Source organism: Mucilaginibacter sp. PPCGB 2223 (assembly GCF_001705515.1).
Classification (GTDB): Bacteria; Bacteroidota; Bacteroidia; order Sphingobacteriales; family Sphingobacteriaceae; genus Mucilaginibacter.
This window is the reverse complement of record NZ_MDJS01000002.1, coordinates 831,195-844,677: the sequence shown is the minus strand read 5'-3', so window position 1 is coordinate 844,677 and position 13,483 is coordinate 831,195. Positions and strand designations below refer to the sequence as shown.

The following is a 13,483-nucleotide window of genomic DNA, read 5'->3' as shown; positions in this document are numbered from 1 at the left end:
TTTGATAACTTTTAAAAAGTTGTCAAATCTATTAAGCAACTTTGGCCGTTTGTTTCCTTTTGTACATAAAGTATCCGTACCAGGCTATCGCGGCAAGCACAAATAACACCCATCCGTTTGCCAAAAATACGACTACATCGTTCAGGCCCGACCAGCCGGTAGCCATCGAGTTACCCAATTGCGTTAAAAAAGGTTCGCGGAAGCTTGATGGGTCATCATTCACAGTAACCTCTTTAACAATGGTATTGGTTTGATAAAAGGTTAGGCTGATGGTGCTGTATTTAGTTTCCGAATCGATGCGGCGCGCATTTACTTTTTCGTCTATCAGGTCGTTTTTGATGCTCTGGATATTTTGCCCCTGGTTTGCAGCCGCGTTCTGATGCTTAACGATATCGGTTTGGTTCTTCATTTTTAAGCCGGCCGACAAATAATCGAGCTTTTTATCTTCAATATCCATATTTCTCGCATCGATATACATCGCCATGCGGCCCACCATATTCATAAACTCCTCCATTTTGCCAGATGGTATGCGCAAAGTCATATCGGCAGTTGTGTTATATGATGATACATGCAATACCGAATCGCGGCTTATCGGGCTCTCGTAGTTTTTATTGAGCGACGATTGCATAGTATGATGCATCACCAAACCGCCGTAACCTGTGGTTAAACTGGTAACATCCTCACAGGCGCGCTGTACATTTTTCACCTTAAAATGCATGTTGGCCGTTTTGATCAGTTTGGGCGAAGCCGAGGTATCGGATTTTGTATAAACCGCCGTCGAATCGGTAGCATTTGCAGCGTTGTAACCTTCTTTTCTTCCGCTGCAGGCCGCCAAAAAAATGGCAAAGCATGCCCCTAAACAAATAATCTTCGTTTTCATAATTTTTAAAATTTAGTGGTTTATTATTAATGCAGGGACCTGTTAAAAGGTGACCATGCTTTGCCTTGGGTAACTGAATTATTACGATGACACCGTCAATTCGTTAAAAAACAGGGTTTTTACATTATTTATAATTAATCTAAATAAAATTTGCATGGCTAAGTTTTTCTTTTTTTATTTGCATTGTTTATAATTAGTCTAAATAATAACAATGAAAACAAAACTACCTTACCTGTTAAAAACAACCCTGTTGCTTATGCTTGTGTTGGCAAACTCGATATTAATGGCTGCCGAGTTTAGCGGCGGCAATATTAAAGGACATGTTACAACGAGCGATGGCAAGCCTGCCGAATTTGTGACCGTAAGCATCAAAGAGCTCAATAAAGCCACCCGCAGCGACGAGCAGGGCGAGTACTCTCTTCAAAACATTAAAGCGGGTACATACCTGTTAAAAGTTTCATTCATTGGTCTCGAACCGCAGGAAAAGACCGTGACGGTAACCTCGGGTAAAACTTCAATGATAGATTTTACATTGGCCGAAACCTCGGCTAAGCTGAACGAGGTAACCATTAACGCCCGCAAGACACTAAACAACACCAAAGTTAGCCTGGGTAAGGCTGATATCAGTCCGCTTGATTTGCCGCAAAGTACCGGGATAGTTACCAACCGGGTGATACAGGACCAGCAGATTAATCACCTCGGCGATGCTATCCGCAACGTGAGCGGCGTAACGCTTACACAAACCCGCGGCGGTGTTGGCGAAACCTACAGCGCCCGTGGCTACAGTATTGGTATTGGCGGCGGCGCAGGCAGTGTATTTAAAGATGGTGTGCTGGTTAATACTGCCGGTTTCCCCGAAGCCAGCACCTTGGAAGCTGTAGAGGTATTAAAAGGAAGTTCGGCCCTGCTTTATGGCAACGTATCGGGCGGCCTGATCATTAACATGGTGACCAAAAAGCCCAAGTTCGAGAATGGCGGCGAAGTATCCATGCGTTATGGCAGTTACAATTTATATAAACCCGGTTTTGATATCTATGGCCCTATCAGCAAAGATCTGGCTTATCGCGTGGTGAGCACCTACGAAAATTCCAACAGCTATCGCAGCAGTGTAAAAACAGAACGTTTTTATGTTAACCCCTCGTTTTTGTATAACATCGGCAAAAAAACAAGCCTGTTGTTATCTACAGAGTTTTTAAAGTCGAACCTGACGCCCGACTGGGGCCTGGGATCGCTCGACTCGGGCCGGGCATTACCGAAAAACATTTCGCGCTCCGAATTTATCAATACCAACTGGGCGTACAGCCACATGAATCAGTATACAGGCACACTTACCTTAAAGCACCAGCTCAGCGATAACTGGAACCTGGCCTTTTTAACATCGGCACAAGCAACCCAGATCGATTCGTACGGATCGAGCCTCCCGAATGTAGTGACGGCAGGCGGCAACTGGTACCGTTCGCTGGCGCGCGCCAACACCACCGAAGACGACCTGACCGCTCAGGTCAACCTGAACGGCAAGTTTAAAACCGGGTTTTTGTCGCATAATCTTTTAATAGGTACGGATGCTGCCAAGGTACTTAACTACAGCAATGCTTATAGCATACCCGGATTAATTACCACCAAAGTTAACGGCGTTAACGTAACCTATTACGATCTGATCAATACTGTAAGTCTGGATGATGGCGCACAACGTACTGATGTCCCCAACGCATCGCTTACGACATTAACCAAATCACCGTCGTATCGTTATGGGTATTATGCGCAGGACCTGATCGGTATTACCGATAAATTTAAAGTATTGGCCGGCTTGCGTTACAGCATCCAAAAAACCGAACAGACTTACCTGTTTGATTATACCAAACAAACCAATGACCGGGGTACAACAGCCACCCGTTTTGACGATGCATTCTCACCAAAAGTAGCCCTCATCTATCAGCCTGTAGGTACAACATCTGTTTATGCAAGCTATACCAATAACTTTGTAGTAAATACCGGTATCGATGTAGCTACCAAACAAAACACTGCCCCATCCATTGTTAACCAATACGAGGCAGGTGTAAAAAATTCTCTGTTTGATGGTAAGCTATCGGCCAATATCAGTGTTTACCGCATTGTAAACAACAACCTTTCGGTAGCGGCGCTGGTCGACCTGAATGGCAACCCAACAACATCAACAACCTACAGGCGGCTGACCGGCGAAACTACAAGCGATGGTTTGGAGATTGACATTACCGGCAACTTGTCGAAAAACCTGTACTTTATCACCGGCTACGGTTATAACCATGCTTACTATTCGCATTCGACCGGGTTACCGGGATCTAACCTGAATGGCGAACCTATCGTAATTAATCCAAGTAATACCGCCAACGGATCGTTATTCTACACTTTCGATGGGCCAAAGTTAAAAGGCTTTAAAGTTGGCGCATCGGCGTTTTACACCGGTTTCCGTTATGCGGGCTACAATAATACCATCGGCCAGACACAAAAGTATAACCGTTTATTACCTGTAGGCGGTTTTGCAACGCTCGATCTTTCGGCAGGCTATACTTATAAAAAGCTATCGTTACTGGCAAGTGTTACCAATGTAACCAATACCATGAACTACCTGATACACGATAATTACAGCGTTACGCCTATCCCACCAACTCAGTTCTTAACCACATTGAGCTATAAATTTTAACCTGGCCGGTTAATTTTACCCTTACATCTGCTTATGTTAACCCGGGCCATGCCACAAAACGGCATGGCTTCTTTCGTTTTTTAATTTTAATTGATACCTTTAAATGCCTGATATATTAACTAATAGTGATACTTTTGTAATCTTAATTTTTAAGCGCTATTGGGCGTGGTGGTAACCGATGCATCAGGAAAATAATAAAGTAAAAAACATAGCCGTGCTGGGTTCAACAGGCAGCATCGGCACACAAGCCCTACAGGTAATCAACAACAATCCGGATCTGTTCAGAGCTTATGTATTAACTGCGCAAAGCAATTCTGCCCAACTTATCGAACAAGCCATAGCTTTTTTACCTGCCTATGTTATTATTACCGATGACGATAAGTACCCCGTTGTAAAAACTGCCCTTGCACACCTGCCGGTTAAAGTATTGAACGGGCACCGTGCGATTACTGAAGTTGTTACCCACCCCGAGATAGATACCGTACTTACTGCTCTGGTTGGTTTTGCGGGTCTGGAGCCTACAATTGCTGCTATTAAAGCGGGTAAAACCATCGCTTTAGCTAATAAAGAAACCCTGGTGGTTGCCGGCGAACTGGTGACTGACCTGGCTAAGCAGCATAATGTTAATATTTTACCAGTCGACTCGGAGCATTCGGCAATTTTTCAATGCCTTGCCGGCGAAGAAAATAACCCGATCGAAAAACTCATACTTACCGCCTCGGGCGGGCCGTTCCGTGGCAAGAACAGCCAGTTTTTGGCCGATGTTACCCGTGCACAGGCGCTTAATCATCCTAACTGGGTAATGGGCGCTAAAATAACGATCGACTCGGCCTCGTTAATGAACAAGGGCCTCGAGGTTATTGAAGCTAAATGGCTGTTTGATGTTAGCTTTGAGCAGATCGACGTGGTGGTGCACCCGCAATCCGTTATTCACAGCATGGTGCAGTTTGAGGATGGATCGATAAAAGCGCAAATGGGGTTGCCCGATATGCGCCTGCCTATACAATATGCATTAGCACATCCGCAAAGGGTAAAAAACACCTTCAAGCGTTTCGACTTTATGGACTATCCGAACCTGAGTTTTGAAAAACCCGACCTGGATACTTTCCGTAATTTAGCATTGGCATACGAAGCGCTCAACCAGGGTGGTAATATGCCCTGCATCATAAACGCAGCCAATGAAGTTGCAGTTGCGGGCTTTTTAGCCGATAGGCTGGGCTTTTTAACCATGACCACGGTGATTGAAACATGTATGCAAAAAATGAGTTTCATTAAAAAACCACAATTGGCCGATTATTTGAATACTGATAAAGAAACCCGCATATTAGCGCAAAATTTAATAAAACAAATGCCGCTGGCGGCAATAACAATTTGATATAAACAGATGACTGTAGTTATAATGGTAGCCCAACTGTTACTGGGCCTTTCAATTTTGGTGATATTGCATGAGCTGGGCCACTTTTTAGCGGCGCGCGCTTTTGGAATAAAGGTGGAGAAGTTTTATCTGTTTTTTGACGCCTGGGGTGTAAGCTTGTTTAAGTTTAACTACAAAGGTGTTGAGTATGGTATTGGCTGGTTGCCTTTAGGCGGTTACGTAAAAATTGCCGGTATGATAGACGAATCGATGGATACCGAGCAAATGGCCGGCCCGCCTCAGCCCTGGGAATTTCGCTCAAAACCGGCCTGGCAACGCCTGATTGTAATGATGGGCGGTATTTTTGTAAATATTGTGCTGGGTGTATTCATTTTCTGGATGCTCACTCTGCGCTATGGCGAAAGCTATATACCTAACGACAGCTTGAAATACGGTATTGCTCCCGGCAAAATCGGCAAGCACATCGGCCTTAAAGCCGGCGATAAGATAACTGCAGTTAACGGCAAACCACTGATCAAATTTGATGACCTGTTAAGCTCAAAAGTGCTGATGGGCAATTCGGTGCTTACAGTTGTACGCGATGGTGAAACCAAACAAATTTTGGTCCCTGCCGATATTTTGAATAATGTATCGGATGATGGTATCGGCGAATTTGTTCTGCCGCGCACAAAGTTTAAGGTCGACTCGGTTATACCAAACAGCAACGCAAAAAAAGCAGGTTTAAAAGCAGGCGACAGCATCCTGGCTGTGAATGGTAAACCTACAGCATTTTACGATCAGGTGGTTGATGAGATCAGATCCAATCCTAATAAAAATATCGATCTGACAGTAAAACGGCTCGACTCGGTGCAGCATCTTACCGCGCTTGTGGGAGCAGACGGCACCATTGGTTTTAATGGCAATAAAGTAAAGGCGCTGCCCGAAAAGACGATAAATTATAGTTTTTTTAGCTCCTTGCCGGTAGGCGCAAACCGGGCCTGGGGTACTTTCAGCGATAATGCAAAAGGTTTAAGTAAAGTATTTAAAGGCGAAGTAAAAGCGACCAAAGCATTTGCCGGCCCGGTTGGTATTGCCAAAATGTTTGGCGGCGTGATCGACTGGACGCGTTTCTGGAGCCTGGTGGGTTTGTTATCGATGGCTTTGGCCCTGATGAACTTGCTGCCTATACCGGTATTGGATGGCGGCCACGCCATGTTCCTGATCATCGAAATGATTAAGGGCAAACCTTTAAGCGATAAATTTATGGAGCGCGCACAACTTGTCGGCTTCGTAATTTTGATTACGCTGATGGTGTTTATTTACGGTACAGATATCTTCAGGGCAGCAACGCACAAATAATTCTTGAAGCATTGTAAACAAAGCCTCTTTTGTATAGCAGAAAGAGGCTTTGTTGTATAATTACCTTAATTTTGCACCATGAACTACTTTGAGTTTTACGAGATACCCGAATCGTTTGCGGTTGACGCGGCAGCGCTAAAAAAGAAGTTTTACGAGTTAAGCAAAAAGTATCATCCCGATTTTTATGCTACCGAAGATGAAGCCAAGCAGCAGCAAATACTCGAACTGTCAACGCTGAATAATAAAGCCTTCCAGGTTTTGGGCGACCAGGCCAGGCGAACGGAATATATCCTAAAACAACATGATCTGTTAAAAGAAGGGGAAAAATATGAACTTTCTCCGGCTTTTTTGATGGAGATGATGGAGCTGAATGAAGCATTGACCGAAGCTGAGGACACGCAGCAACTGGCTAATATTAAAACACAGATTGATGACTTTGAAAATGATTTGAACTCGGAGTTTGCCCGGCATACGGCCAATTACCAAACCGATGATGCAACCATAAAACAAAAGGAGCTGCTGGCCATTAAGGATATTTACTTTAGACAAAAATATCTGTTGCGAATTAAGGATAGTTTGAATACATTTGCAGCCCGCTTATAAGCAACCGATGTTGCTTTGCATGCCCAGCTGGCGGAATTGGTAGACGCGCTGGTCTCAAACACCTGTGGGAAACCGTGCCGGTTCGACTCCGGCGCTGGGTACGGAAGAGGATAAAAAGGCATTTTCAGAATTAAAACTGATATGCCTTTTTTCCTTTTGTGCCAAATTCTGCTTTAAAAGAGCAATTTGGGCAAATACCGAGTTCACCCTTACGGTTCGACACCCCTCATTTTTCTTGCTAAACCGAACGCCTTCGGGGAATACCAAATATTGCAATTGTTGTTTCGTGGAATAATCGGCAGAAAGCCATGTGGCGGGCAGTTTCGTGGCGATTTTGATAGCCGTTTCAACGCACGCACCAAGGTTCGACACCTGCATGTCTGATCGCGACAATTGGGCTTCGATGTCCTTGCGCTCAGCCTTGTACTTTTCTGAGTACTTCTCGAACAGTTCCGCCGATACTTCTTCTTCAATGAATCGTTCCTCTAAACGCAGGTGCTTCCTGTTGACATCATTGAGCCGTTGCTGCAATGCCTTGGCTTCTTCGCGGTATTCTACGGTCAGTTGATTAAACGTTGCCATCATTTGCATTTTAATGAGCGGTATTACGTCGTCATGTTCGACAAGCGCATAATCATCAAGCTTCTTGGCAAATGCGTCGTTAAGCTTTATTGCGCTTGTGTTATTGCAGCATCCTATGTTATTGCATTTGTAGTAATAGAGGTTCTTTGCCTGAACAATATATCCACGCATCGGCTTGCCGCACTCGTCGCAGTGTACAAATCGTTTTAACGGTATAGTGCATTGTTTGTCTTATTTAGCCTCGCATTCGCCGGGCCAGGTGCAAAAAAAGCGATCGTCATTTCCAGCTTATTTCTTGCAAAGTTTTTTTACCAGCCGTATCATTGTCGTTCGGAGGTCTGATGCCAGGTTAATATCGTTTGGCAGGTTCATTTGTAAGTTTAACTTACAAATATACAAACAAAAAAATCTTTACAATGTCATTTTTGAAACCGGCTGATTTACATTGATTCGTGATTAAATAATTATTAAGCTTATATTAGTATTTTAGATAGAACGTGAACGATGAAAATTAATTTAAGCGATGAAGAATTGTTACTGCGGCTGCAGCAGGGCGATATTCAGGCATATAATGAAATTTTCAACCGGTATTGGAAAAAGCTCTACGGCATTGCCTATAACCGTCTTAGAACAAAGGAGGCATCGGAGGACGTAGTTCAGGATATACTGGTTAGTTTATGGACCCGGAGAGAAGAACTTAAGGTAGTAAACCTTTCCTATTACCTTGGTACTTCTATACGATACGCGGTTTTTAGGCAGTTGAATAAATTGCACGAGAAAATACAGGTAGATACTAAAATTTTACAGGCCGATACCTCTTTGTCGGAGCCCGAAGAATTCCAGTTAATGGACTATCATATTTTAAAACAGTATTTAAACAAGGAAGTTAACAAGCTTCCGGAAAAATGTCAGATAGTTTTTAAATACAGCCGAGATCAGCATTTGAGCAATAAAAAAATAGCCGAAATAATGAATCTGTCCGAAAAAACGGTTGAAGCGCATATCACTAAAGCATTAAAACACCTGAAAGTCGCCTTGAAGGGCTTCTTTTTGCTAATTCTTCCCTTTTTATATTCATAAAACAGCTTATTTGCTAAAAAATTTAAAAAAACAACATAGGGTTGCCTGAGCTTTTGCGTACTATACAGTAAAATGCCCCAAGTTTGGGCTTGTTACTTATAACAAAAGTTAAATTCTGCAGGTAATGGATCAGGATCGGTTTAAAATTCTTACTAAAAAATACCTTGAAGGAAACGCAACCCATCAGGAGATAAAGACACTTTATCAGTGGTTTGATTCTTTTGATGATTCAACGATCCATATTGACAATGATGAAAAGGAAGTGGAAGATGATCTGCGAAGTAAAATATACTTAACGCTCGCATTTGATAAAGCCCAACCTAAAGTTGTTGCACTAAAAAAGAAACCAAGTAATACCTGGCGCTATGCGGCAGCGGCAATATTGCTCCTGGCAATTGGTATAGTGGCTACGCTATTTGTAAGGCTCACATTGTTTAAAGGCGACAATACAGAGTTGGTTAAAGCCGTAAAATTCAAGCCAGTTGGCAACAAGGCAACACTCACATTATCAAACGGTAAAGTTATTGAATTAGATGGCGCCCAAGCTAAACAGGTAAGAGACAGTCAGGGGCGTTTGGTAGCTGTAAATATCAATAAAGAATTAAGCTATCGCGCCGGCAGCGCCGCACAGACAGGCCAGGTAAGCGAAACCAATACCTTAACTACTCCCAGGGGCGGCCAATATAAAATTGTATTGCCCGATGGCACAGCAGTTTGGCTCAATGCTGCATCGTCTATCACTTACCCGATAGCTTTTGACGCGAAAGAGAGAAGGGTGCAAATAAACGGTGAAGCCTATTTTGAAGTGACTAAAGATCCGTCCAAGCCGTTTAGGGTAGTGAGCACAAAACAGGTGGTAGAGGTTTTGGGTACCCACTTTGATGTTAATGCCTATAGTGATGAACCGACCACTAATACAACCCTGATTGAAGGAAAAGTTAAGGTAACTGCCGCCCAGAACCAGGCATTGTTAATACCGGGAGATCAGGCACAACTCAGCGCATCAGGCCTGGTGATAGACAAGAGTGCTGATACAGAAGAGGCCACAGCATGGAAAAACGGATATTTTGTTTTTAATCACGAACATATTGAAAGTATTATGCGAAAAATATCGCGCTGGTATGATGTTGAAGTGGCTTATGAAGGGCCTATTTCAAAGGACTGGTTCGGAGGTTCAATTTCCCGCGAGAAGAACGCCGCCGAATTACTTGGAAAATTAGAACTGACCGGGCAGATACACTTTAAAATTGAAGGAAGGAGGGTAATAGTTATGCAATAAACAGACTCCTGCCTAACTATTCCAAAAAAAGAACCGGAGGTGCTACCAACACCCCCGGCATGTACTTTGGATCAGTTTACAACACCTTGTTTTAAAAACTTATTGATCATTAATCCAAACACTCAAATGTATGAAATTTTACGTTTTGTTTCATCGTGAGCATTCTGCCCACGTTTTTAGTAAAATCCTGTTAATTATGAAACTTACTGTCATCTTGCTATTCACAGTTTTACTACAGGTAAATGCAAGCACTTTTGCGCAAAAAGTTTCTTTAAGTAAGAAGAACATTACACTCGAACAGTTATTTAAACACCTGCATGTGCAAACCGGATATAATTTTATTTATACGGGTAAATTGTTAAGTCAGGCTAACCCGATCAATATCCAGGTGGAGGATGCAGATATATTGGACGTGCTGCAGCTTTCATTAAGAGACCAGCCGATAACTTTTCTTGTCGAAAACAAAACTGTAATCATTAAAGAAAAAGACCGGTCTTTAGGGGATAAAATACAGGACTATTTTGCAATACCGGTAACTGTAAACGGAAAAGTCGCCGATACGGTGGGCAATGCCCTTCCAGGTGTTACCATCAGGGTAGCCGGCAGGCAATTGTCAACGGTATCAGATAAAAATGGCGAATTCAGTTTAACAGTGCAGGATGGCGATGTGCTGGAATTTTCGTTTATCGGTTTTGTGCGGGTAATACACACCGTGAAGCGGGCTGAAGGCAAACTGACCATTGTTTTACATGAAGCCGTGAGAGCATTATCAGAAACCGTTATTGTAGGATACGGTACAACTAAAAAAAGGGATCTTACCGGTTCAGTATCAACTATCAATACCAAAGAAATTGAAGACATCCCCTTTACTACCATCGATAATGCATTAGCAGGGAAGGCCACCGGTGTTGAAGTGACAAAAACAGATGGTACTCCGGGCGGTGCAGTAAGGATAAGAATTCGTGGCTCGAGTTCGCTTTTGGGCGGTAATGATCCTTTATATATCATTGATGGCGTGCCGGTACAGGTGCAAAGCAATTTTGTAAACCCAGGTTTTGATATTGGAAGCGCTGTTGGTAACAACGTTACCGCCTCGGGCGGTGTAAGTGCTGGCTTGTCAACCGCGTTTGTTAATGGATTGAATAGTTTGGGTGGCCTCAGTGTAGATGATATCGAATCGATCTCAATACTGAAAGATGCATCTTCGACTGCGATTTATGGATCAAAAGCAGCTAATGGTGTTGTGATCATCAATACCAAAAAAGGCAAAAAAGACATGAAGCCCCAGATTGTGGCCAGTTATTACAGTACTGTCAGTACACCCAAAACGCCGGAATTGTTGAACGCCGATCAGTATAAAACCTTACTGACAGAGGCCGCTCAAAATGATTTTGCAGCACGCACAGCCGCCGGCCGCGCCATTCCGGCTAATGTAAACGCTATTATAAATACTCCTGGCACCTACTTTGGCACTGCAAATACCAATTGGATAAAAGAAGTTACCCATAATACGATAGCCCACAACGCGGAGGTATCTGTACAGGGAGGTGGATCGGCTTCCAAATACTTCAGTTCGATAGCCTATAACAATTCCCCCGGGGTTGTGCGGGCTACCAATTACCAACGGGTATCCGGAAAGCTTAATGTCGAAAATGAGATTGGAACCAAGTTCAGGCTGAACACCAATTTGATAATAGGTTATGCCAATCAAAACATCACTAACGGTGCTTATGACCAGGCCTTGATATCCCGGCCCGATTATGCACCCTATAACGCCATAGGTGGCTTTACCGATTTTTCGACAGTTGGGGCATCATACCAAAATTTTCAAAATCCGACTGCGCTATTAACAGCAACCAATAACGCAAAAAACTTTAGCCTGCTGGGTTCGCTCTCGGCTATTTATGATGTTACGTCAAACCTGCAGTTTAAAAGTACCGTGTCGCTAAATATGCAGACTTATAACCAGCGTAATTACACTCCCAGCTATTTATCGATCGGTAGTTTTTATGGTAACGTAGCCAACAACGGTGGTATTGGCAGCAATTCGAACAGCCGGTTAACCAATTGGTTTGTTGAGAACACGCTATCGTATAACAAAACATTTAACAAGATACATGCTATCGACATTTTAGCGGGTACGTCGTACGAAACCAGGAAGACAAGTTTCTACAGTGCTACAGCCGCCGGCTATCCGAACGATAATATATTAACCAGCCTTTCGTCGGCAGTAACGCCGTTAGTGGTTCGCGGCGACGACCCTTCCGAGCCACAAAGTTATTTGCTTTCGTTTTATGCACGGGCAAACTATAGTTTAATGGATAAATACCTGTTCACCTTTACTGGCCGGGCAGATGGATCTTCAAAATTTGGGCCGAGCAACAAATTTGGTTATTTTCCTTCGGGTGCTTTTGCCTGGCGCATATCCAAAGAAAACTTCCTGAAAAATGTTAAATGGATAGATGATATCAAATTAAGGGCGAGCTACGGTTTAACGGGTACTCAAAACATAGGCGACCAAATGTACCGTACTTTGTACACACCGTTGTCGTACGCCGGTACCAGTGCGTTGCTGCCATCGCAAGTGGGTAATCCAGGTATACAATGGGAAAGCACTAAGGAGGCCGATGGCGGATTAGATATATCGTTGTTTAAAGGCAGGCTACAAGCTACCGTTGACCATTACAATAAACAAACAAGCGGAGCACTGTTATCACTGCCTGTTGCGCCAAGTAGCTCGTTCGCCTCATTGCTGAGCAATGCTGTAGGCATTAAGAATACCGGTTGGGAAGTATCGTTACAGGGCGACGTGATACGTATTAAAGATTTTAAGTGGAGCGCATCTGCAAATGTGACCTGGAATACATCATTGGTAACCAAGTTAGCCGCCAATGCCAATTTGAGCCAAATAGGTAACCTTACCGGCTTAGAAACAGGAAATACAACGCTGATTGAAGGCCAGCCCTTGGGTATCATTACCGGATTAACGGTTATAGGTATTATTAAAGACGCTACACAGTTGGCTGCATACAAACAGCAATTAGGTGTTTATTATACAGCTGTTTTCCCGTACCTGTCCATTGGCGACCCAATGTACCAGTTAAAGCCTCAGGGCGGTGCAAATTACCTTAATTCCAGCACCATCATTGCCAACGCTGCACCAAAATATTTTGGCGGTTTTACACAGGGATTTAGTTATAAAAACTTCGATTTGAATTTCTATTTCACCTACTCGCAAGGCGGGAAGCTGGTATGGGGTGATCACGTTTCGAGTATGGCGTTTGTAGGAACTTCAAACGCAAACGTGGCTATGTTAAACAGGTATACACCCACAAATACCGGCTCCGATCAACCACAACTGCGTTTGAACGATCAAATTTATTACAAATCAAACCTCGATGTATTCAGTTCATCGTACATTAAGTTGCGGAGTTTGTCTTTTAATTACCATTTAAATAACCTGCGATGGATGAAAAAGGCCGGGATGAAAAACACCTCGGTATTTGCATCGGCCACCAACGTTTTCACCTTGACTAAGTATCCGGGGAATGATCCCGAAACATCCGACGACCCATACAGCGTAGCTGGAGGTTACTTTGATGTGAGCAATTATCCAACCGTCAGAACTTTCTCGATTGGTTTAAAAGTGGGTTTTTAATTTAAAAA

The 13,483-nt window shown here is 43.4% G+C and carries 8 protein-coding genes and 1 tRNA gene; 8 read left to right on the top strand and 1 reads right to left on the bottom strand.

Translation table 11 applies throughout. The annotated features are described in order from the left end of the window. Positions 1-31 precede the first annotated feature (31 nt). On the bottom strand, positions 32-880 hold the full coding sequence (locus tag BEL04_RS14060) for a DUF4349 domain-containing protein (RefSeq protein ID WP_066004940.1): 849 nt from the start codon (positions 878-880) through the stop codon (positions 32-34). A 211-nt stretch (positions 881-1,091) separates the two neighbouring features. Here BEL04_RS14060 and BEL04_RS14055 point away from each other — a divergent pair, with 211 nt between their 5' ends. The 8 genes from BEL04_RS14055 (at position 1,092) to BEL04_RS14015 (ending at position 13,475) form a co-directional block, all read left to right on the top strand. Further along, positions 1,092-3,560, top strand: a complete 2,469-nt coding sequence (locus BEL04_RS14055; RefSeq protein ID WP_066004938.1) for a TonB-dependent receptor — start codon at positions 1,092-1,094, stop codon at positions 3,558-3,560. A gap of 178 nt (positions 3,561-3,738) precedes the next feature. Then, the gene (locus BEL04_RS14050) at positions 3,739-4,935 is read left to right on the top strand and encodes a 1-deoxy-D-xylulose-5-phosphate reductoisomerase (RefSeq protein ID WP_066004936.1); all 1,197 of its coding nucleotides are present in this window, start codon (positions 3,739-3,741) and stop codon (positions 4,933-4,935) included. Positions 4,936-4,944: 9 nt separating this feature from the next. Beyond that, positions 4,945-6,273 (top strand): RIP metalloprotease RseP, encoded by a 1,329-nt coding sequence (gene rseP, locus BEL04_RS14045; RefSeq protein WP_066004934.1) that lies wholly within the window; start codon positions 4,945-4,947, stop codon positions 6,271-6,273. Positions 6,274-6,351: 78 nt separating this feature from the next. After that, the gene (hscB, locus tag BEL04_RS14040) at positions 6,352-6,876 is read left to right on the top strand and encodes a Fe-S protein assembly co-chaperone HscB (RefSeq protein WP_066004930.1); all 525 of its coding nucleotides are present in this window, start codon (positions 6,352-6,354) and stop codon (positions 6,874-6,876) included. Between the two features lie 21 nt (positions 6,877-6,897). Next, positions 6,898-6,977, top strand: a tRNA-Leu gene (locus tag BEL04_RS14035). A 985-nt stretch (positions 6,978-7,962) separates the two neighbouring features. Beyond that, positions 7,963-8,538 (top strand): sigma-70 family RNA polymerase sigma factor, encoded by a 576-nt coding sequence (locus tag BEL04_RS14025; RefSeq protein WP_066004925.1) that lies wholly within the window; start codon positions 7,963-7,965, stop codon positions 8,536-8,538. Between the two features lie 124 nt (positions 8,539-8,662). Further along, on the top strand, positions 8,663-9,817 hold the full coding sequence (locus BEL04_RS14020; protein ID WP_066004923.1) for a FecR family protein: 1,155 nt from the start codon (positions 8,663-8,665) through the stop codon (positions 9,815-9,817). Between the two features lie 196 nt (positions 9,818-10,013). Continuing rightward, on the top strand, positions 10,014-13,475 hold the full coding sequence (locus BEL04_RS14015) for a TonB-dependent receptor (protein ID WP_066004921.1): 3,462 nt from the start codon (positions 10,014-10,016) through the stop codon (positions 13,473-13,475). Positions 13,476-13,483: the final 8 nt, after the last annotated feature.

Excerpts from the sequence above, each read along its gene's own strand:
- BEL04_RS14060 (WP_066004940.1), bottom strand. The coding sequence starts at position 880 with ATGAAAACGAAGATTATTTGTTTAGGGGCATGCTTTGCCATTTTTTTG.
- BEL04_RS14055 (WP_066004938.1), top strand. The coding sequence starts at position 1,092 with ATGAAAACAAAACTACCTTACCTGTTAAAAACAACCCTGTTGCTTATG.
- BEL04_RS14050 (WP_066004936.1), top strand. The coding sequence starts at position 3,739 with ATGCATCAGGAAAATAATAAAGTAAAAAACATAGCCGTGCTGGGTTCA.
- rseP (WP_066004934.1), top strand. The coding sequence starts at position 4,945 with ATGACTGTAGTTATAATGGTAGCCCAACTGTTACTGGGCCTTTCAATT.
- hscB (WP_066004930.1), top strand. The coding sequence starts at position 6,352 with ATGAACTACTTTGAGTTTTACGAGATACCCGAATCGTTTGCGGTTGAC.
- BEL04_RS14025 (WP_066004925.1), top strand. The coding sequence starts at position 7,963 with ATGAAAATTAATTTAAGCGATGAAGAATTGTTACTGCGGCTGCAGCAG.
- BEL04_RS14020 (WP_066004923.1), top strand. The coding sequence starts at position 8,663 with ATGGATCAGGATCGGTTTAAAATTCTTACTAAAAAATACCTTGAAGGA.
- BEL04_RS14015 (WP_066004921.1), top strand. The coding sequence starts at position 10,014 with ATGAAACTTACTGTCATCTTGCTATTCACAGTTTTACTACAGGTAAAT.